The 21,888-nt window shown below is 59.3% G+C and carries 16 protein-coding genes and 1 pseudogene; 1 reads left to right on the top strand and 16 read right to left on the bottom strand.

The window, feature by feature from the left end:
* Positions 1–83: 83 nt before the first annotated feature.
* From ACM6IK_RS02410 to ACM6IK_RS02470, 13 genes are all read right to left on the bottom strand, one after another.
* The gene (locus ACM6IK_RS02410) at positions 84–746 is read right to left on the bottom strand and encodes a hypothetical protein (RefSeq protein ID WP_414872977.1); all 663 of its coding nucleotides are present in this window, start codon (positions 744–746) and stop codon (positions 84–86) included.
* Positions 747–781: 35 nt separating this feature from the next.
* Positions 782–1,438 (bottom strand): c-type cytochrome, encoded by a 657-nt coding sequence (locus tag ACM6IK_RS02415; protein WP_414872978.1) that lies wholly within the window; start codon positions 1,436–1,438, stop codon positions 782–784.
* Positions 1,439–1,447: 9 nt separating this feature from the next.
* Positions 1,448–2,926: a flavin monoamine oxidase family protein gene (locus ACM6IK_RS02420; RefSeq protein WP_414872979.1), complete on the bottom strand. Its 1,479-nt coding sequence runs from the start codon at positions 2,924–2,926 to the stop codon at positions 1,448–1,450.
* Positions 2,927–3,040: 114 nt separating this feature from the next.
* Entirely contained in the window at positions 3,041–4,405 is a 1,365-nt protein-coding gene (locus tag ACM6IK_RS02425) for an NAD(P)/FAD-dependent oxidoreductase (RefSeq protein ID WP_414872980.1), read from the bottom strand.
* Between the two features lie 11 nt (positions 4,406–4,416).
* The gene (locus tag ACM6IK_RS02430; RefSeq protein WP_414872981.1) at positions 4,417–5,655 is read right to left on the bottom strand and encodes a thiolase family protein; all 1,239 of its coding nucleotides are present in this window, start codon (positions 5,653–5,655) and stop codon (positions 4,417–4,419) included.
* A gap of 17 nt (positions 5,656–5,672) precedes the next feature.
* Positions 5,673–7,232: an AMP-binding protein gene (locus tag ACM6IK_RS02435; RefSeq protein ID WP_414872982.1), complete on the bottom strand. Its 1,560-nt coding sequence runs from the start codon at positions 7,230–7,232 to the stop codon at positions 5,673–5,675.
* Positions 7,233–7,242: 10 nt separating this feature from the next.
* Complete coding sequence (locus ACM6IK_RS02440) at positions 7,243–8,376, bottom strand: saccharopine dehydrogenase family protein (protein WP_414872983.1); 1,134 nt, start codon at positions 8,374–8,376, stop codon at positions 7,243–7,245.
* Positions 8,377–8,429: 53 nt separating this feature from the next.
* Positions 8,430–9,713 (bottom strand): acyl-CoA dehydrogenase family protein, encoded by a 1,284-nt coding sequence (locus tag ACM6IK_RS02445; RefSeq protein WP_414872984.1) that lies wholly within the window; start codon positions 9,711–9,713, stop codon positions 8,430–8,432.
* A 466-nt stretch (positions 9,714–10,179) separates the two neighbouring features.
* Entirely contained in the window at positions 10,180–11,163 is a 984-nt protein-coding gene (locus ACM6IK_RS02450) for a PAS domain-containing methyl-accepting chemotaxis protein (RefSeq protein ID WP_414872985.1), read from the bottom strand.
* 164 nt (positions 11,164–11,327) lie between these two features.
* Positions 11,328–12,293, bottom strand: coding sequence for a WD40/YVTN/BNR-like repeat-containing protein (locus tag ACM6IK_RS02455; RefSeq protein ID WP_414872986.1), 966 nt, complete (start codon positions 12,291–12,293; stop codon positions 11,328–11,330).
* Positions 12,294–12,306: 13 nt separating this feature from the next.
* Complete coding sequence (locus ACM6IK_RS02460; protein WP_414872987.1) at positions 12,307–14,721, bottom strand: efflux RND transporter permease subunit; 2,415 nt, start codon at positions 14,719–14,721, stop codon at positions 12,307–12,309.
* Between the two features lie 8 nt (positions 14,722–14,729).
* The gene (locus ACM6IK_RS02465) at positions 14,730–16,376 is read right to left on the bottom strand and encodes a DUF1302 domain-containing protein (protein WP_414872988.1); all 1,647 of its coding nucleotides are present in this window, start codon (positions 16,374–16,376) and stop codon (positions 14,730–14,732) included.
* 23 nt (positions 16,377–16,399) lie between these two features.
* Positions 16,400–17,824: a DUF1329 domain-containing protein gene (locus ACM6IK_RS02470; protein ID WP_414872989.1), complete on the bottom strand. Its 1,425-nt coding sequence runs from the start codon at positions 17,822–17,824 to the stop codon at positions 16,400–16,402.
* Between the two features lie 447 nt (positions 17,825–18,271).
* On the opposite strand from ACM6IK_RS02470, the gene ACM6IK_RS02475 reads away from it, so the two are divergent.
* Positions 18,272–18,853, top strand: coding sequence for a TetR/AcrR family transcriptional regulator (locus ACM6IK_RS02475; RefSeq protein ID WP_414873012.1), 582 nt, complete (start codon positions 18,272–18,274; stop codon positions 18,851–18,853).
* Between the two features lie 60 nt (positions 18,854–18,913).
* Here ACM6IK_RS02475 and ACM6IK_RS02480 read toward each other — a convergent pair.
* From ACM6IK_RS02480 to ACM6IK_RS02490, 3 genes and pseudogenes are all read right to left on the bottom strand, one after another.
* Positions 18,914–19,499, bottom strand: a pseudogene (locus ACM6IK_RS02480) (SDR family NAD(P)-dependent oxidoreductase); the annotation flags it as partial.
* The gene (locus ACM6IK_RS02485; protein ID WP_414872990.1) at positions 19,499–19,639 is read right to left on the bottom strand and encodes a hypothetical protein; all 141 of its coding nucleotides are present in this window, start codon (positions 19,637–19,639) and stop codon (positions 19,499–19,501) included. The gene ACM6IK_RS02485 and the pseudogene ACM6IK_RS02480, both read right to left, overlap by 1 nt.
* Before the next feature lie 112 nt (positions 19,640–19,751).
* On the bottom strand, positions 19,752–21,863 hold the full coding sequence (locus ACM6IK_RS02490; RefSeq protein WP_414872991.1) for a 3-hydroxyacyl-CoA dehydrogenase NAD-binding domain-containing protein: 2,112 nt from the start codon (positions 21,861–21,863) through the stop codon (positions 19,752–19,754).
* Positions 21,864–21,888: the final 25 nt, after the last annotated feature.

Below are 21,888 nucleotides of genomic sequence, written 5' to 3' on the forward strand. Positions count from 1 at the left end.
TCATTGCTGCCAACTCGGGCATTGCTCCGAAACAAGTAAGCCGCCAGAACATGGCGGCTTACTCGATGCAACTCGCAAATCGGTTAGCGGGCCTGCACAAGCAATCGAGATGAACCTCCCATCGCGCGCCCCAGCGCGCCATAGGCGTAATACAGTTGGATCAAAGTGTAAGACCAAGTCGTCAAGGCAAAGGTCATGAACACCATTTTGGTGTCGTCACCCGGGATCGGGAAGAAGTCATAGACGAGCGCCACGACCAGGGCGCCCGCAGCACCCACCGCCGTGGCCAGGGCGTGCAGGTTCTCTCGGGCACAAACCAGTTGCCAGGTGAAATACGCGAGATAAATCGTGTAGCCCGACCACATGATCACATAGAAGTACGGGAGCGGTTCGCGAACGAAGTCAGCCAGGACGAGCACGAAGGTGGCAGCGAATGAAGCCGCGAATATCACGACATCCTTGGAAACCGATGGTTTGTAATTATGGGTGACCGCCATCAGGCCAAGAGTGGCAACAATCGGTATACCGAACCCGCGGGAAAAGGCATCGAGAAAGAATGAGATGCTGTAGTTAAACTTCCACTCAGTGAGGAGGTATATCAGAAGATTCGACCCGGAGAAGGCAACGATCAGCCACTCTAAACCGAGCAGATAATTCTGTTTTTTAAGAAACTTGATCCCGTAAGTCACTCCGCAAAGCACCAACAGAACGCAAGCAAGCAACGCAAAGGTATCCCTGATTTCCATAGTAATAGCCTCGATCAAATACTGAACTCAATACATCACTTCGCCACAGGAGCGAGTGCCGCGAGATAATGGGCAAGTGCTTTGCGATCATCCGCGGACAACGTCGCGACAATGGCCGTCATAGCGCCCGACGAGTCCTTCCGGCGACCCTGCGCAAAGGCATTCAGCTGCGCCAGCAGATAGTCATGTCCTTGCCCGGCCAACCGCGGGAACTGGTCATGCCCCAACAGACCCTCACCATGACAAGCGGCGCAGCCCCCGCTCGCCACCAGCTTCTTGCCCTTCTCCTGCAGCGCGGGATCAGGCTTGAACGACCCGTTTTCAGCAGCAGGGCGCTTGGCGAAGTACTCCGACAGGAGTTGAATGTCAGCCTCGCTCAGGCTCAACGCCAGCGGGCCCATGTTCGGGTTGGCTCGCTCGCCGCTGGCGAAATGGCGCAGCTGAGCCGCCAGGTAGGGCGCCGGCTGGCCCGCGAGACTCGGGTAGCCCTGATGCAGCGAGTTGCCCCGGGCCCCATGACAACCGACACACGCATCGGTCAGGCGTGGCCACGGCCCACCATCAGCCTGCCGCGCCTCGCTGGACGTGCTGATGTGAGTCAGCAGGCGATAGAGATCGAGCAGGTCCCGGCCGTAAACAGCCACCAGGCCGGCAACGACCGTAACAAATCCCAGCAAAATCCACTTCTTCATATTCACCTCCTATGCCCGACGCAGGGCGTTGAGGGCCTGCAGGGCACTCTGGTGGCCCGAGCGCACGGCGCCATCCATGTAGCCGGCCCAGATATCGGCGGTCTCGGTACCGGACCAGATCAGATTGCCGCAGGCCGGCCGTAGCGCCTTGCCATGGGTGGTCCAGAATCCCGGAGGTATGGCCGAAACGCAGGTGATCGACCAAGGATCGTCACGCCCCCAATCCTGATCGTGGTAGGCCACGGGCTGCAGCGCTTTGTCTCCCCAGGCGCGCGCGTAGAGTTCCGTCAGGATGTGCTTCGCCGTTGCAGGGTCCGAGGGCAGATTGGCGTTGGATATGAAGGCGTTGATGACGCCCACGTCCCCATTGGGTGGCGAGTTATCCCAGGCCCAGATAATGGGACCGTTGAGCATGATGATGTGCCCATTCAGGCCCTTGTCGCGCCAGAACGGCCGGGGGTACACCATGGCCGTCTTGCGCGCCGGGGAGTGCGCTGGCCAGGCACGCTGCAGAGCAGCACGCGCTTGCGGCAGGGGCGGATCGAACTGCACCTGGTTGCAGAGGGCAGGATGGATGGCCACGATAACCTTGCGCGCACGCACCAGCCCCTGGTCCGTGTGTAGCGTGACGACCTCGCGATCCCAGTCGGCAATCCTGCGGACCGGGCACTGCAAGCGCACCTTGTCCCCCAGTTGCCCAGCCATTCTGGTGCTGAGAATCTGCGAACCGCCGACAAACCGAGTACCCTGGGCGCTGTCCTTGATCGAGTCGAGCTTTTCGTAATCACAGCTGGCTGAGTTGATCATGGACAGGAAATGCAAGAGCCCCATTTTGGCCGGAGTTACACCACCGCTCAGCGTCATGCTGGCATCCCAACCTGGCTGATCCTCGGGTTTGATGTTTTGCCGGGCCAGCCAATCGCCAACCGAAAGCTTGTCCAGCTCCGCTGCCTTCGGCGAATTCCAGGGCGCCCCCGAGGGCACATCGCGCGAAAGCTCGCTGAGCTTTCCAGCGACGGTCATATCAGTACCGAAGGTTCCCTTGAGATCGACCTCAAGGCGGCCGTCGCCGCCGAGAATGACTGTGCTGCCTTCGTAGAAGCTCGGGAAGGTTCCCACCTCCAGCTGCCGCGCGAGATCCTCGACAGCAGTCTGGCCCGGCCCGATCCACTGGCCACCGACCTCGGAAACATGGCCGTTGCCCATGTCGAAATTGAGGGTTCGACCTCCCACGCGGTCCCGTGCCTCGAGGACCACGAAGGACTGGCTGCCGGCCAGCTGCAGGTCCCGGGCGGCAGTCAATCCAGCCAGGCCAGCGCCTATGATGGCGACATCCAGAACATCGCCCGCCTCGCCAGTGGCTGCACCGGCATGTGCCAGCCCCACGTTCAGGCCGAATCCTCCTACGGCCACGGAGGCACCGGCGAGTTTCAGAAATTGTCTACGTTTTGAATCGAGTCCGGTATCGGAGGTAGGCCTCTTGGCCATGGCTAATGCCTCACGCAGCGGTTAATCGAGATCACTGACCAACAGGTATTTCGCTGCGCAACATTGGCGAAGCGAACATGATCAGTCACATGGGAAACATCAGAACAACGATGATCAACTGCGCCGCTGTAGGGCCCTCCAGTTCGTCCACTCATCAAGTGCTTTGGCCGCCACAAGGCCAACATTCATGGCGCACCACTGCAGGGGCTCGGGAAGCATTGAAGGCGTCTTGTGGTGCAACGCCTCCAATAGCGGATTCTCGACACCACCGATTCGCTCGGCGAGTAGCAGCCCCATGAGCGATTGGGTAGCCACACCGTGCCCCGCACACCCAGCCGTGTAGAGGATGTTTTGCTGCGCCCCGGTTGCGCCCACCACCGGCAGAGCGTCGTACGCCATGCTGACGTAACCGCTCCAGCAGGATTGGATGCCAAGGCCGCGCAGGGTCGGGAAGCGCTCGTGCAGCGCCTGCCCCAATGCGCGATAGGCGCTGGCGTCCGGCACGTTGGGCGTCTTCGAGCCATAGACGTAACTGAGCTGCTTTGTGGTCAGCACCAGCGTATTACGTGCCGTCAGGCGGTGACTCTCCATGGTTATATGCGGCGTCACAATGCCTTCGCGCCCTCGCCAGCCGAGCGATGACAACTGCGTCGCGGACAGCGGCCGGGTTTCGATCGCAGAAACACGGAACGGCGCGACCTTATTGCGCAGCAGGCCCAGCTGTGGGGTAAAGGCATTGGTGGCCAGCACCATGATTGGCGCACTCGCGCTACCGTGCGAGGTCTTGCAGGTGATGGTTCGCCCCTCGCTATAGGACAGCAGCGGAGTTTGCTCGTACAGCTTCACGCCCGCCTGAATCGCTGCACGGCGCAGCCCCAGTACGTATTTGCCCGGATCCAGCGTGCCGCCGTGCTGGGTGCAACCGAACAGGAAGGCTGGCGGAATCCCGCGTGCACGCATCTCGGCCTGGTCCACGAAGCGCGTGACCGAACCCAGATCGAGCCCGACTTCCATGCTCTTGCGCAGTCGCTTTTCCTGCGAGGGATGAACGACGGCGCGGATGAGCCCGGAAGGGTTGTAGTCGCAGTCGATGCCCAGCTCGATCAACCGCTTTTCCACATAGGGGACGCCTGTATCGTAGAAACGGACGATCTGCTTCGCCCGCTCGCGCCCCACTCGACTGACGAACAATTCGAACTCAAGCCCCATGCTGCCGGCAAGGTAGCCCGCATTGCGCCCACTGGCGCCAAAACCGGCAAACTCTTGCTCAAGGACGATGACGTTGGCCCCGCGAGCCGTCAGTTCCAATGCGGTGGACAGGCCAGCGAAGCCGGCACCGACCACTATCACGTCGGCGCTGACATCGTCCTGTAGTTCCGGTTGCAGATCGTCCGGCTTATCCATCCACCCACCAAAGCGTCGAAACTGCCCCGGATCGGTGAGTGTCATGAGGTTTTCGTTGCGATGATGAGTAGACATGACGGGTTCTCCTAACGACTCAGAATATGGACAGCCACAGCGCCTTCTTCGATGCCGATCAGTCCCCCTCCGTTTTCCTGGATCGCATGGCGTGCGCCCTGGACCTGACGAGCCCCTGCTTCGCCCCGCAGTTGGGTGGTCAGCTCGAACAACTGGCCAATGCCCGTTGCGCCGAGCGGGTGACCTTTGGATTCCAGGCCGCCAGAGGGATTGATCGGTATCCGACCGCCCACGGTGAAATCACCGCGCTCGGCACAGATCCCGCCTTGCCCCAGGGGCGCCAGGCCGAGATTTTCCGATTGAATGATCTCGCCCATCGCGCAGGCGTCATGGACCTCGGCGACATGCATGTCCTGCGGACCCAGCCCGGCGATCTCGTAGGCCTGAAGCGCGGCCAGGTGACTGACATGCTTCTCAGGTTCGGCCATGTCGCGCAGGGTGAAACTGCGAATCACGCTGGCGGCGATCCGCACGCAACGTTTGGGGTCGGCACCTATGCGCTTCAGACCCGCCTCGGTGCAGATGATCGCGGCTGCAGCGCCGTCGGTCATCGGGGCGCACATCGGCAGGGTGATCGGATAGGTGATCGGCGGCGCGGCCAGCACCTCTTCGATGGTGAAGGGCTTGCGAAACTGCGAATAGGGGTTGTGCACCGAGTGATTGTGGTTCTTGGCGCACACCGCGGCGATCTGGCGCTGGGTGGTGCCGTAGGTCTTCATGTGCCAACGGCACATGGCCGCGTAGATGGCCATGAACTTGCTGTACGGCCGATCGGACTCGGAGCCCGCCGGAAGGACGATGCCCTCCCCCATCCTCACCAGCGTCGCGTAGTTCTCCTCGGCAGTGGAGACGTCCCAGCCAGCCTCGAACAGGGCAAGGGTTTTCATCTTGTCGGGTACGACCATCTTCTCGGCGCCCAGGGCCAGCGCCACGTCGGTGGCGCCGGCGCGCAGGCTCTGCACTGCCAGATGAACGGCGGTACTGCCCGAGGCGCAAGCGTTTTCGACGTTGTAGATCGGCACCCCTTCAATGCCGATCTTGCTGCACACCACCTGCCCGGGGATCGACAGCTGCCCCTGCAAGTGGCCGTTGGTGATGCCGGCGTAGAAGACGGCACCAATATCGGAGCGTTGGGCGCGGGCATCCGCCAGCGCACCATTGAGTGCCTCCAGGGCCATATCCTGGAGGCTGCGGTCCGGATGGCGCCCGAACTCGGTCATGGCGATGCCGGCAATATAGATTGGTTCCATCAGAGGACTCCTGGACTTCAGATTTGCCGTTTAGCGTCTTGCCAATAACGGGCACGCAGGTCTTTCTTCAGCACCTTGCCGACCGGGCTGCGCGGGAGGGACAGCACTATGTCTACCGTCTTGGGAGCCTTCACCGAGCCCAGCTGTTCCTTGCACAGGGCAATCAGCGCTTGCGCGTCGACGGTTTGACCCTCGTTCAACTCGATGACGGCCTTGACCGCCTCGCCCCACGTCTCGTCCGGCACACCGATCACCGCACAATCGCGCACAGCGGGATGCCCCCAGATCACCTGCTCGACCTCGCTCGGATAGACGTTGAAGCCACCCGAAATGATCATGTCCTTCTTGCGGTCGGTGATATGCAGATAGCCATCGGCGTCGAGATGACCGATATCGCCGGTATGCAGCCAGCCATCGATGATGGCTTCGGCGGTCTTCTGCGGGTCCTTGTAATAGCCCTTCATGATGAGATCGCCGCGTACGCAGATCTCACCGGTTTCTCCTTGCGGCAGAATCACGTTGTCGTCGTTCATGATCTCGACGCGAACCAGGGGATTGGGTCGGCCGACGGAGGACAGCCGCTCATCACCTGCAACATGTCCATCTACAAAGTGCTCGCCCGGCGTCAGATGCGCGATGGCGCCTGGTGCTTCGGTCTGCCCGTAGCCTTCCATCATGACTGGCCCAAAGACCTCGATCGCCTGGCGCAGCTTCTCGACCGACATCGGCGCCGCACCGTAGAGGAAGTAGCGTAGTGACGAGAAGTCGACCGTCTTGTTCAGATCGGGAATGTCGAGCAGCCGATAGATGACGGTCGGCGGCAGGAAGAACTCAGTCACCTTGTACTGCGCGATTGCCGCGAGCAGCAGTTGCGGTTCCGGCTTAGTGATCACGACAACCGTACCGCCCCTGGCCGTGCAGGGCATGGACAGCATCCCGGCGGTGTGGGTCATCGGCGCCGCCGCCAGATTCACCGGCCTGGCGTTGGCCGGATAAGGGGTATTGATCATGAAGTGCGCAAAGCTGGTCTGCACGCTGCGATGTGTGTTCATGACGCCCTTGGGCAAGCCCGTCGTACCGCCTGTGGGACCAACCCAGATTACGTCTTCCGGATCAACGTCCACCTGCGGGTCGGTTGCCGGCTGCTGCGCGACGAAGTGCTGAAGAGACTCGGCACCTTCCACCTCGCCGTCGATGCAGATCCACCGGCGTATCTTGGGCAGCTGCGGCCGCATGGCAACAATCACCTCGGTAAACTCGCGCTGAAAGAACAGGATCTCGCAGTCGAAGGCGTCCAGCACGTAACGGTTTTCCTCGGGCGCGTTGCGCGCGCCCACCGGAATCCAGCACAGATTGGCGCGCCACAGGCCCAGCGCACAGAGCCAGGCCGTCACATCGTTGGCCGCCCAGACCGCGCCCTTGACTCCGGACACGCCCCCCTGCGCGAGGAGCGCGTTGGCGATGCGGCAGGACAGTTCCCCCGCTTCAGTAAAGGTCGTGACCTTGCCGTCCTGGATGTATGCCGCGCCGTGCGGATTGATCCGCCAGCCACGATCGAAAAAATCAATAATCGCCATCTTCGTCACTTCACAGTTGGGTAATGGTGGCGCGTGCCAGGCCGCGCTGCTCGAGGAAGCCGAGCATGTAGCGGTGACCGAAGGCCTTCGAGGACGAGGCGAACCCCACCTTGGCGACGTCGTTGTCCAGCAGCTTGGCCACTGCCGCGGCTTGCAGGGCGCCGGTGGCGATGTAGGGGGTGATGCCGTGCACGGTCGCCCTGACTGCCGCCAGTTGACCGCGGCCGATCGCGAAATCCACTGTGCGCTGCAGGGTGCTGCGCTCACGAGGCGGCATGCTCGGCGTGGTCGAATCCACCAGACTCTGGATCACCTCATCCTGCTGTTCCTTCGGCAGGTGCTTGTATTCGGCTTCCCACTTCTGCCCCAGCGCGTGGACGCTCTTCATCACAGGGTTGTCGTAGAAGCCGACGCAGGACATGCAGCTGCGCACACGCGCATCCTGCTCGAAATACACTGGCAGCGAGGTTCCGCCCCAAGGCAGACAGAACACCGACTCCATCAGATTGGGGCAAACGATGTTGAAGCTGGCGTTGGGCGCATACGGAACCAGCGCCTTGTCCCACAGATAGGAGCCCTGATGGCGAAAGCCTTCGAAGATGGTGGCGGTGGAGCCCACGGTCACACCAGCGGCACCAATACGCGGCCCACGGGTCAAAGTCGCGGTTTCCAGGGAGTCCACGCCAGGGGTTTCCAGGGCCAGCTCGGCAGCGATTTCGGCGAAGGTGTACATGTAGGCGAGCGACGGCGACAGCAGCAGGCCGGCCTGGCGGAACAACTCGCCGAACTCATCACGCAGTGCACGAATGTGCTCCTGCTCACCGGCAGGGTCCAGGTAGTGACAACCCGCCTTGAGCGCAGCCTCGACCGCCACCTTGCCGAAATTGACGAACGGGCCGACGGTGTTGCAGACCACGCGCGCGCCCTTGAACACCTTTACAAGCGCTTCGACCTCGTGCGGGCACTCGATGATTTCATATTTGGCCGACTCCAGGCCGACGACGCGTTGCGCCATCATTGCCTGGGCACGACCGGCGTTGCGCGCCACAGCTGTGAAAGGAATGTTCTGGTCGATCAGCCAGTCCATGGTCAGCATGCCGGTGTAACCACTGGCGCCATAGACAACGACAGGATATTTGGCCATCTCGTGTTCCTCGCTTTCTTATTGGATGATTTTTGTTGGGTGTTTTGGTCGGCTCAGCCCTGGGCCCAACCTTCGGCATAGAGCTGCTGGGCCAGCAACCCCAGACGCATGGTCAGGACACGGTTTTCACCGTCCTCGATCAAAGCGGCCTGTGTGTCTCGCAACAGCTTTTCGATCGGGTATTCGCACGTGGTCCCGTTACCCCCGAACAGGCGGAAGGCTTCCTCGACAACGGTCAACGCCTCTTCAGTCACCGTGACCTTGGCGGAGGCAGTGGCGTAAGGGTGGGTTTGCGGCGACAGACGAGCAAAGCTCAGCGAACGACGAGCCACGGCGCGGGCGATCTCTACGCGGCGCAGCATTTCGCCCAGACGCAGGCGCGTCATCTGGTGGTCAATCAACATCCGACCGCCCTGGCGACGCTCATGGCAGTATTGCAGCGCATACTCGAAGGCTGCCCGAGCGACGCCAGTGAAGACTTGGCTCATGTGAGTACCGGCATAGGACCAGGAAGAGCTGACGGCGCCGTAGTAGGCATCCCGCTCGGCGATGGCAAAGCGCCGAGGTACCCGCACACTGTCAAAATAGATCTCACCCTGAGGCAAGGAACGCTGCCCGATCTTGTCCAGCGGCTTGCCCTTGGAAACCCCCTTGAGGTCCAGCGGGATGACCACGGCGATGCCATGGGGCAGTCCGTTGCTGTCGAAAAAGCCGTCGCCGTAGTCGGCGCACATCAGGCCAAAGGCGACCTGCGCTACAGCGCCATTGGACACCCAGGCCGAGCTCTGTCCGTTGATGATGATCTCGTCGCCGACGACCTTTGCGGTCAGGTTGCCGATGTTAGCCTGCTGTCCCGCTGGCCAATCGCGCGCTATATCGAAGAGTTGATTGTCGCTCCCTCGATCCGGCTGGGTGGCCATCCAGCAACCGATTCGGCCCTGACAAAGCTCCACCAGTTCAGCATTGCCGGCAGCGGTCGCCATCTGTAGCGGGAAACCGGCACAGCCGAGAGAAACCGCCAGACCTGCATCACCCCAGCCAAGCTCTTCACCGATCATGGATTCGATCCGCACCGCCATTTCCGGCGGCAGCTCCGCCAGCAGTGCGGGATCCAGTCCCAGCTTGGCGAACTCACTGAAGAGTGAGTAATAAGGCGAGCCAGGAGCGATGACCTCCTCGGCTTTCATCCGGTCCAGTTCACGACCCAGCGGCCGCAACACCTCCTTAGAGAAACGGTGAACCGAGGCCTGGATCGCTGCTTCCTCTTCGCTCAGTGGGGGCTCGAAACCGGACAACCCGGCAGCCGGCAACGTCATGGTGGATTTGAGCGTAATCATCAGAGCACCCTCGCCGGAACCGGCCCGCAAGTCATTGGCTGGCGACCGCCCAGGCAGTTAAGTTCGATAGTGGATGGGGCCTTTGGCGTTTCGCCCGGAAAGCCTCTGGCGACGGCCAAGCCGTCGTTCGGACAGGAACCAGCCTTGGAAACTTTCATGTTCGACCTCCTGGGGGTCTTTTGTTGTTTTGTCGACTTTAACAAGGAGTTTTATTTTACGCAACGACTGTTATGTTAATAATAATCGCGCACAAGACTTTCCCTGAAAGCGAGCCCTTATGGTTCGCCAGTCGTTCAACCGGGAGATGGAAGACCCAGCGCAGGCACCACCTGACAACAGGCCAAAAATACGAGGTGCCCTGCTCATCGAGCGGGTGACTGACATGCAGGTTGTGGGAGCAACGGACACTTGCGCGCAGATAAATCCGCCATACAGCGGTGCCCCGAAAGGACGCCCTCTCAGATGGCTAAAGCGCCTTTGAAGAGAGCATTTCCTGAATCGTCTGAGTGGCTTCTCGAGTTCTGCCCGCGAGCTTCTTCACTTCATCCGCCACTACGGAAAATCCGCGCCCCGCATCACCGGCTCGTGCCGCTTCGATTGCTGCATTGAGGGCGAGCATGTTGATCTGGTCAGTGATGCTCTTGATCACGTTCACGACCTGCGAAATCTGCTCGTAAGTCGCCTGTATGCCAGCCAACTCGCGCGCACGTAGCGTTTGCGCAAGCTTTTCGTCCGAGATATCACGTACGGCCCCGATGATGCGACGGAGCCTGCCATTGGGATCCATCACGCCCTGGCCCCTTTCGCGGTACCAGATCTCGCCTTTGAATTTGTGCTTCATTCGGTACTCGACCGTATAGCCTGAAGAAGGGTCTGCGGCATTGAGGTATTGCGTCACCACCTTCACGACATGCTTCAGATCATCCGGATGGACGATTGAAAAGTACCCCTCCCAATCATCCTTGAAATCCTGTTCCGAATAGCCCACGAGTTCGCGGAACTGCTTCGACCAGCGAAGCTGGTTTTCAGGGTGATCCGGATTTCCGTCAACAATAAACAGCTCCCAGCAAACCTCTGTGAGCGCATTCTTGGTCACCTCCCAGACCTGTTCCTTTTCCCTGCATGAAACCAACTGTTCATTCAGATCGGACAGCTTCAGGTTGCTCTCCTTGATCTCACATTGAAGCTCGTGCATTTCATCCCGAGCGGCTTGCAGACAATTCTTCAGATCACTGGCCAGGGCACTTTCAGAGTCATCTGATCTCTGACCAGCACTGTCATGCTCCTGATGGTTGAGCCGCCGCTCCAGCCCATCGAAGCTGTCAGCCAACCATGGATATTTGTTGATCAACCCCCCTTGGAAATCGGGGGCTGGCTGTCCACTCAACAGCGACGATATTCGCGAGCTGACCTCTTCAGCCAGACGCTTGAGCTTTCTTCCGGAAAACATGGGTCCTCCTTAAAAACAGTCGAATTCATGATTGGCTGATTTCAAAAAAAAGGGACCGGACGCCGGATCCGACGAGGTCCCTCAAAGGGAGGAATCAAAATCAGCTATGGGTCAAAGAACAGAGTCAACAACTCGCCGTTCCAGCGACGTCTCGAGAGATGCCTTTACTTGTTTTGTACCGGCACCACACCACGTCGAGAAAACAGAACGGGATAGTCATTGCCGCGGAGTAACGCAGCCGTCAACGAAACGCCATTGGGAGTCTTCTGCTCCTGGAAACTCCCTCCTCCATCGCTGCTGCGTACCATCAGCCCATCCAGACCGACCACGACTACCTGCTTTCCTGACACCGCGATGGCCGTGATCGAACTCTTGCTCTCCAGGGGCACGCGTTGCCAAACCTGTCCGTCCGCGGTGCCGTGCAGCAGTGTGCCGCGTTGGCCACCGACCAACAGGGTACCATCGGCCAATACGGCTCCCGACCAAAGCGTGCCCTCATAGCCGGTATCCAGATAGCTCCAGCTTTTCCCAAAGTCATCGGAACGCAACACCTGGCCTCGTTCGGCAGCGGCATACACGCTGCCGCGAGCGTCGACGAAAAGCCCCATCAAGTTGAGATCGGCACGGCTAGATCCTGGTGGGGCTTCAAGCTTCTGCTCATCCCAGGTTTTTCCGCCGTCATCGGTCGTCAACACCAGTGACCAGAGGCCGACGGCGACACCTTGTTCGGCGTTGAAAAAATGCACAGCGAACAGTGGACGATCCTCATTGCTGGACAGTCGTTGAATCTGCCAGGAGTCACCGCCGTCGTTGCTGGCCAGAATTGCCCCCCAGTGACCAACCGCCCAACCTTGCCTGGAATCGACGAATGAAACACCGGTCAGTGGCGTGGACAACGGTACCGAGCTTGCCTGATGGAAGCTTTTCCCTTGATCATCGGAAAGCAACACCATGCCATGATCGCCAACGGCGACCACACGATCCTTTGCCCACGCAGCATCCAGAAAGGTGGCCTGCGTGGCGTTGCTCGAAGGGACTGCCGGCACAGCTTCCAATGCAGACGCCTGCAGTGTGACCAGTGGCAGCACTGCAGCGAGTAAAGTCCCCATGAATGAAATCATGTATCGCATGTTGCTTTTCTCCTCAGTGCGCCAGTGCGCCGACCATGCGCACAGCGCGCTTACGCGGGAACACCCGCTCGAGCCAGACTGCGAAAGCAGGTAGCACGGTCATGGCCATGACCATGTTGACCATGAACATGAAGGCGAGCAGTTTGCCCATATCGGCCTGGAACTTGAGGTCGGAGAACGCCCAGGTGGCGACGCCGACTGCCAGAGTAATCGCGGTAAAGATGGTTGCCACACCGACTTCGAGCAAGGCGTGCTCGACAGCCTTGTCGATCGGTAGGCCTAAAGACTGATGCAGTTGCATGCGGTTGTAGATGTAGAAGGCGTAGTCAACACCGATGCCAACCGCCAATACCATCACCGGCAGCGTCGCGATGGTCAGACCGATCTGTAGTTCCTTCATGAACCAATAGCCGATAAAGGTGCCAATGGTCAGAGGAAGGCAGCACACCAGCACAGCCCGCAGATCCCGATAAACGATAAATACCAGCAGCGCGATTGCGGCATAGACATACAGCATCATGGGTGTCTCACTTTTTTCAACTTCCTCGTTGATGGCAGCGATCACCCCTGCATTGCCCGAGGCCAGTCGCACCGTCACCCCTGGCATCGGGAATTCGCGACGAAAGGCCTTGGCGGCTTCGATTACCTTGTTGATAGTCGTTGCCTTGTGGTCCGCCAGATACAGGTGTACGGCGGCCATGCTGCAATCAGAGCGCATGACCCCCGGAATACGAGCCACTTCGGTAGCCAACGAGGAGTAGTTCGCCGGATCGATGGGCACCGCATTCATTTTCGGATTGCCCTCGTTATAACCCTCGTTGAACTGGCGCATGCTGGTGGAAAACGCGGCAACCGACACCACTCCGGGTACGCCTTCCATTGCCCACACAAAGCGATCCTGGTACTGACCCAAGGCGACCTCTTCACAGGCGACTGAAGCGCCGTCACCAGACTTGCCTGGATTGACCTCGAAGACGACGCTTAGCCAATCCAGGCCAATGTCGTAGCTGCTGGCGATGGCTACTGCATCTCGGTTGAAGCGAGAATCCTCACGCAATTCCGGTGCACCTGCCTGCAGGGAACCAACGACTCGGTCATGGCTTTGCCAGACCGCCGCGAGAAAGACGAGCAAAGCAACACAAAGCACCCATTTGGCATTGCGCCATTCGGTGAGCCTGACCAGTCCATGCAACCAACGGGCACGGCGTTGACGGGAGGTCTCCTCGGTCGCGGCGTAGTCACCGTCGACCCGCAACATCGACGCCACCAACGGCAACATCACCAGATTGGTGATGATCTTGAAGGACACACCGAGCGACGCGGTGATGGCCAACTCGCGTACCATCGGAATCGGGATCAGCACCAACGTTACAAAGGAAACAAAAGCGGTCACGAGTGCCAGCGTGCCGGGGATCAGCAAACCGCTGAAGCTGGAACGCGCCGCCTCCTCGACGCACTTGCCATGGGCGATTTCCCGCACGATGAAATTTATCTGCTGCACGCCATGGGACACGCCGATGGCGAACACCAAAAAGGGCACCAACACGGCAAGCGGGTCGAGGCCATAGCCAAGCAGCCTTAGACTGCCAAACTGCCAGACCAGCGACGCCAATGAACACCCCAGTGCCAGCAGAGTGAAACGTACGGAGTGGCAGTACCAGTACACCGCAGCGGCCGTCAGCAGCAATGCCAGCAGGCAAAACTCCAATACTGCAGACGCGCCATCGGCAATATCGCCGATCTGCTTCGCAAAGCCGATGATCTGAATGTCGAAATCACCGTCCTCGAACTGCTGACGAATTTGTTTTTCCAGGACCTGGTTGTAGGCCACATAGTCCAGGCGCGCGCCAGTGGCGTCAAACTCGTTGAGTTCGACGGTGATCATCGCGCTGCTCTGATCCCGCGAGACCAGCGTGCCGATAAAGCCCCCCTGAGCCGTCGAATCGGCGATCCTGGCAATGGTTTCACCATCGAGGCGTTCGGGGGTTACCGTACCCGGTACAAGTGGATCTGCACGGAAGCCCTCCTCGGTTATCTCGTTGACGAAAGCGTTCGGCGTCCACAACGAACGCACACTGCTACGCGAAACATTGGGCAGAAAGGTGACTGCCTGAGTGACGTCATACAGACGCTTGAGAGCCCTCTCGCTCCAGATCTTGCCTGTGCGAGCCTTGACCACGATGGTCAGGCGATTCGCCCCCAACAGGTCATTGCGGTACGCCTCGAACGTTTCTACATATTCATGGCCGATGGGCAGCTGCTTTTCAAAGCCGGCGTCCATACGCAACTGAACAGCAAACCAGGCCATGATCAGAGTGAAGATGACCAGACTCGCCAGTACTAACCGGCGATGCCCGAAAAGCCAGTTTTCGATGCGAGGCAGCACGCCACGCCCCCGTTTGACGGGCACTTTTACAGAAGTATTCACGACATGCCTCACAGAGTGCGCGAAATCACGAAACCGAGATAGTCGCGATCACCCAACAATTGATCGTAGGGGGTATCGCCGCCCATGAATTTCGCGTAGTTGAAAGAGACCTGCCAACTTGCGGGGTTACGCACGAAGTTCAAATACAGGTTCATGCTGCTGGCACCCTCGGTGAAGGTTGCAGACAGGTTGGGTGTGCGTCCGCCCAGGGAGCGCGAATAGAAGATCCCAGGCGTAACCTGCCAACCTGGAAGCAACGTCCCGTCATAGGTGAGGCTGAAATCCACATTGACGCCCGATGAGGTTTTGTTGCCCTTGGCCGTCGGCGGGGTCGATGGATCCAGCTGCCAGGTGTTCAAACCCGCGGAAATCAGCTCACCGTCGACGCTGTCATGCAGATCGGGATACTTCACGACCACCAACTCAGACAGCAGGGTGCCCGTACTGGCGCCGGTGAAGTCAAGCAGTCCGGGGGAGTTGGAGGGTGTCAGGCTGTATAGGCCGGTCAGGTGCCACTGGAATTTTTTCTGGTCGTCCCAGCATTTGCCGCCATTGTTTGCACAGAGATCGAGAACAGGGTTAAGTGGCACCGCATCCTTGGGACGGTAGGACAACTCCGTGCCGACAGCCCAGTCGCCAATCGGCATGTTGGCGCTGATGCCATAGAGCATACGGTCTTCCGGATATACCCACTTTTGCGAAAGGGCGAAGGTCTCCGGATCGAGCACCTGCACCGTCAGCGACGGCAGCTTTTCGTGATAGCGCATCACGTAAAGGCCGAGATTGAGATCGGTGTCATCCGGTTGCCAACGCAACGAGATGCCCCACTGTCCGCTATCCCGAGCACCCTTATCGTCGAACCCGTAGGATTGCATGCCCTCACCGAGCCCGTGAGTGGTCGACCAGTAACTGCCAACGGGCGGCAACTCGCTCTTGTTCCAGCCGAACTGATAGTAGGCCTCAATGTTCACACCTGAACCCAGACCCGAAGCGAGGCTGAGCATCGGGGCCGGCAGCACGGCTTCCTTGAGTTGGACACCAGGACGCGCGAGAGCCTGGTAATCGTAGGCGTTGGTGTTGTTGATGCCACCCACCACGAACAGGCTTTCGCCCCAGTTGATCACCTGGTTGCCCAAGCGGGCCCGTACGCGCTGATCGCCGACATCGAAGCTCTTGCTCACCCACAGATCGAGCAGGCGAGCCTTGAATTCGAGGTCGTCACGCGCATCATTGGTAAGACCGTCGCTGCCAACGCCCGCAGGTGTGTTGAAAGACAGGGCGCCGGTGGTATCGGTGGCGGCGAAGTCACGAATCCAGCTTCCACGCGCCATGAAGGTGAAGTCCTCCGGTAACTTCAGCAGCAACTCATGGGAGCCTTTGATGTAGTTGGTGAACAGGTCACCCTTGTCGTAGTTCAAGTTGCCCTGATCACCAATGCCAGAAGTTTGTGCCAGGCAACCACTGGGCGGGTTGTGTCCGGTAGCGCCTGTGTTGACCAGATTGCAGGATTGCGAATCGGTGCGCAGGCCCATGCCCAAGGCGATGGTGGAGTCGAATGAACCACGGATGTTCTCGGTTTCAAACGTGAACGCCATTGCCAAAGGGGTTGCACACGCGATGACAAGGCCTGATGCTTTTGTGATTATTTTTTTCATGATGGCTCTCGATCGATCGCTTTTTAGCGTTCACTGATGGCACGCAAGTTGTCGGATGTGTAGAAGTCACGCTTCAGGCGGGGGTTGCCGGTACTCTCGGTGAGCCAGCGGTGATCGTTCTTGCCCACTCCGACAGACGTCATGTCGTACAGGTAGCGACCGTCAACCAGGTTGTACTGCGCCTGTGCCTCCATATCGCAGGTGCCTGTCTCGTAGACCGGGATCGTATAGCCTTCGCGAACCTTCCAGATTTGCCCTTGCTTGTCGTAGTCGACAGCCATCAGCGCGTTCCAGCTATCTTCATCGATGTAGAAGAGTCGCTTCGGAGCCTGGTGGCGCATGCCCTGGCGAACCGTGGCCTCGACGACCCAGACACGATGCAATTCATAACGGCGTGATTCGGGCGCGATGTAATCACGTTTGGCCACACTCTCAATGTTGGCAGAGGCGTCATAGGCCCCGAAGGCGTTGTAGGGCACCAACAACTCCTGCTTGCCGACCAGCTTCCAGTCAAAGCGGTCCATCGGCCCGAAGAACACGTTCGACTCATCGATGGTGTACTGATTGTCGAGACCAATTTGCGGAGAGTCGTAGGAGTACGCGGGCATGCGACGCACACGACGCTGGCCGGGGAAGTAATAGAACGTGGTCGCCTGTTCGCCAGCCTTGGTAGTCACCACACCGGCCTGTCCGGCAAGGGCAGCGGGATCCAGATAGGAGAAATAAGTGGCGACTTCCAGGCGATCGAAGGAAGAGAACAACGCACTGCCCTTTTCTCCCCATGGGGTATACATGAACCAGTCCGTCGAAGTGCGCAGCCAGTCGTTCCCCCCCTTGCGCGGCGATATCCCGGAAACGGTCTTGGACATATCGAAACCAACGCCGCGGTAGCGCATTTTCATGTTCCACATCACCTCGGCACCGGTGCTCGGCATAGGGAATGGAATACCGGGTACGTGAGCTTCTTTCAGGGCCAGACCATCGGCATCCAATGTGGCGAATCCGACGTTCTTCCTGGTGTTATCAGCGACGAAGTCGGGCACACCGCAGCTACGACGGGTCGGATACACGTCCATGCGATAGCCCGGGATTTTCTTGAACAGTTCCACCTGGCCGGGAGAAAGCTTGTCCGCATATTGCGAGACATTGTTGGAGTCGATACTGAAAAGCGGCTTGTCGTTCTTGAATTTCCAGGATTGACCACGCACCTGGCCATAACTCCAGCCACCGCCCTGCGGACCGGGTGGCGTCCAGACCGGGATGACCCCATCAGCACTTGCCGCGACCTCCCCTCCCAGCGGCGTTAGCTTCGTACCGAGCAACGCAGGATCATTCTGTGCAGCTTGAACAGTGCCGATAGCAGCCATTGCTGCCAATGCCACGATCAGATGCCTGACTCCACTTCTGGTGGAGATGCCGGCGCATGGCCGCTCAATAACTTCATTCATTGGAAGATCCTCATGGGGCTGGAACCGGCGGCGCGACCTTCCTGCAGGGAAGACTCGGGCTGTGCCACACTCTATAATCAATTGACTTGATCATCTGACCAAGTCAATTGACCACAAAGCAAACCACATGCCAAACCATGGAGGTAAAATGAATTTGCTTAGTTATCAATGTGTTAGAAATTTGATCAATCGGCCAGGCAACACTGCTTACTCACCGACGCACCCGCTTGTGTCAGCAGGCCGCACCAATCTGGGAATTTACGAAACAGTTGTTACGTATTATCACCGCATTGGAGTGAGCTATTCACGTGTGCCATTGGCAACAAAACCCATGCGCCGCTCCACGCCGGCTCATGACTCGCAGACCAGTCATGCTGTAGCATCCGCCGGCGTTGACGCCGCCCCCCAGGCAGGCGCTACTGCAGTAACAAAGGAGATTGCTTGACTATGGCCAGAGTGGGCGCTGAATTGCGTAGACAGGACTTCGTGGAAGCCACTGTCAAAGTGATTGCTGAACATGGGGTTGCCAATGCAACGACTCGACGTATCGCCGCTGCCGCAGGCTGTCCTCTCGCGTCGCTGCACTACGTGTTTCATACAAAAGACGACCTCCTCTATGCAGTCTATGAGTCTCTTTTCAACTTGCCACACCAGGCCCTGACGAACGTGCCTGCGGGGACTACCGCAGCTGAAACGACAGCGGAAATGCTTCGCCAATTAGTCACGTGGTTCTCCACCAACCCCGACATAGCCAAGGCACAAACCGAGCTTTTCTTCTGGGCCATGCGCAACAACCCCGAGATGGCGACCAGGATCTACGCGGTAGCAATAGAAGCAACGGAACAGGCCATGGAAAAAGCTATCGGTGCGCAATTCGACAAAACCTTCTTGAAGGCCACAAGTCGACTGTTGGTTCACCTTGTAGATGGTCTGATCATCGCCTGGTCCGCTCATGGAGACTTGGCACGGCTGGAGGCAGAAACTGAAACGGCCTGCGAAGCTGTAGCGCTATTAGTGGCCAGCCGCTGAACATTTCGATCCGTATCTATCTGACGATCATCAACCTGTACCCCGGTGGGTGATCGCCGCCGGGGCTATGGCGTTGACGCGAATATTGCAGCGCGCGAGCTCCAGCGCCAGCGCCAGCGACTTGGTCAGTTGCACCACGCCTGCTTTGGCGGCGCAGTAATGGCTATAGCCGGTGCCGACTCGTAGACCAAGTATCGAGGCAATATTGACGATGCTGCCGCTACGTCCTGCTTTAACCAGCCGCTGCGCTGCGACCTGAGCAACGCGCCAGACACCGTCGAGGTTGGTCGCCAGCATTGCACGCCAATCTTCCTCGCCGATTTCCAGCGGGCGTTGGCCATTGCCGATGCCGGCATTGTTGAGCACTACGTCGACTACCCCGAAGTGCGCCTCGGCGGTGTCAAAGGCCACCTCGACGCTGGCCCGGTTGGTGACGTCGAGAGCGACCGACAGCACCTGGCCATTCTCCCACTCGATGTCCTTGGCAACCTGTTCGAGCCGCTCGACGCGCCGCGTAGCGAGCACGACGCGGGCGCCAGCGCGAGTGGCGATCCGCGGACAAGTGCGCGCCGATGCCGCTGGAGGCGCCAGTGATCAGCACCGTTCGGCCGGCCAAGGAAAAGCGCTGGGCGAAGTCGCGATCCATCAATACACCTCGGCTGCGATGCAGATGACGCACAGAGTCAACTGGCTGGTCCAACGCTGCGACATGGCACCATTGACCGCGCCACAAGCGGCCTTGGTAATCAGTTTATGGGCAGTGGAGTGAATCACGGGTTCTTTCATGGTGGTGCCTGGTATGCATATTGGGTTCCCTCTCCCTCTGAGAGAGGGCCAGGATAAGGGAGATGCGTGGTCGCCCTCATGACTCGCCCTGCTCCCGGAGCGAGAGGGAAATTCAGATGATTTCGATGCGAGTATTGCCAGCAGCGACCAGGCGCTTCAGCAACGGTGCCGGCTGGAACCACATCTCACCGTACTCGCCGAGAACGTGACGGTAGTACTCAATACCGGTCAGCACCTTGTCCAGTCCCAACTGCTCGGCATAATGCATCGGGCCGCCGAGATGAGCCGGAAATCCGTAGCCGTTGATCCAGACCAGATCGATGTCGCTGGTGCGCAAAGCGATGCCTTCGTCCAGCAACTGGATGCCTTCATTGATCAGCATGAACATGCAACGGTCATGGATTTCCTGATCGTTGATAGAGCGTCGGGAGACTTCCAACTCATCGGCAAGGCGCTCAGCCAGCACCACCACCTCGTCGTCCTCCTTACAGTTGCGCCCCTCATAAAGGTAGAAGCCTCGCCCGGTTTTCTGGCCGTATCGCCCTAGGGCATAGAGTTCCTCTCCAAGGCGGCAGTAACTTTCGTCATGGGCGATGGCAGCCCGATTCGAATCGCGTATCAGGAAACTCACATCGATACCGGCAAGGTCCAGCATGCTGAATATGCCCATATTCAGGTCCAGGCCGGTGAGCACACCGTCTACCTGCGCTGGTGTCGCTCCCTCCAACACCAGGCGATGGGCTTCGCGGGAATAAGGCTCGAGCATGCGGTTGCCGATGAAACCAAAGCAGACGCCGGAGAGCACCGGGAGCTTGCCGATATGCTTGGCGATCTTCATGGTGGTTGCCAGTACATCCGGTGCGGTGGCCTTGCCGCGTACTACTTCCAGCAGGCGCATGACATTGGCTGGACTGAAGAAGTGCAGACCGATCACGTCCTGCGGGCGGGAGACGGTGGCCGCAATGGCGTCGACATCGAGTGAAGAGGTGTTGGTGGCGAGGATGGCACCTGGCTTACACACCTTTTCAAGGGTGCGGAATACCTGCTGCTTGATTTCCATCTGCTCGAACACAGCTTCGATCACCAAGTCGGCATCGGCCAAATCGTTGTAGTCAAGGGTGCCGAATAGCAGGTCCATGCGCTGCTCCAGTTGTTCGGCGGTCATCTTTCCGCGCTTGACGCTGATCTCGTAGTTTTTGCGGATCTGCATCAGGCCGTTGTCCAGCGCCTCCCCCTTGAGCTCAAGCAGCGCTACAGGGATACCGGCGTTGGCGAAGTTCATGGCAATGCCACCGCCCATGGTGCCAGCTCCGATTACCGCGACCTTATCGACCTTGCGCAGCGCAATGTCCGCCCCGATACCTGGAATGCGTCCGGCCTCGCGCTCAGCGAAGAACACATGACGCAGTGCCTCGGACTGGCGAGAAGCTTCGGCCTGCTTGAATAACGCCAGTTCTCGGGCGAGCCCTTCCTCCAGCGGCAGCAGGCAGGCCGCTTCCAGCGCAGAGAGCACCAGACGCGGGGCCAAACGGCTTTTCCAGCGCGGTTCATGCTCGGTACGGTAGCGGGCGAGGAAATCAGCCGGCAGGTCCTCGGCCGGTTCCGGCCAAGCCTCTGCCGGCCGCGCCGGGGCGCCGTAGTCGATCAGCTCGTTGGCATAAGCGCGCGCCTCATCCAGCAGTTGCTCGGCGCCGGTAGCTATGCGGTCGAGGATGCCCAGCATGCGAGCGCGTTCGGCGTCTATTTGTTGACCTGAAAGAATCAGATTCAGCGCCGATTCAGCGCCGATAAGCCTTGGCAGGCGCTGTGTCCCGCCTGCGCCGGGCAACAGTCCCAGGTTTATTTCCGATAAACCCACTCGGGTGCCCGGCTCACCAATCCGGTACCCACAGGCCAGAGCCAGTTCCATACCACCACCCAAGGCCAACTTGCCAATGGCGGCAACCAGCGGTTTGTGGATCTGGGTCAAGCGAACCAGCGTGCTGGGCAGGTCCGGCTCGGCGAAGGAGGCCTCGGTGCCGAATTCCGTGATATCGGCGCCAGCACTAAACATACCGTGCTCGCCGTAGAGGATGATTGCTTCCACCCTTTCGTCAGCGGCTGCGCGCTCGCAAGCGTCAATGATAGCGGCGCGCAGAGGCTGGCCGAGTGCATTTACCGGTGGACGGGCCAGGCCTATCAGGGCCAGACCGTCTTCGAGACGATAGTGGATGAGGTCGCTCATTGGTGGATCCTTATGTTGCTGCACG

Origin of the sequence: Pseudomonas sp. IT-196MI5 (assembly GCF_949767415.1) — a bacterium.
In the GTDB taxonomy this organism is placed as follows: Bacteria; Pseudomonadota; Gammaproteobacteria; order Pseudomonadales; family Pseudomonadaceae; genus Aquipseudomonas.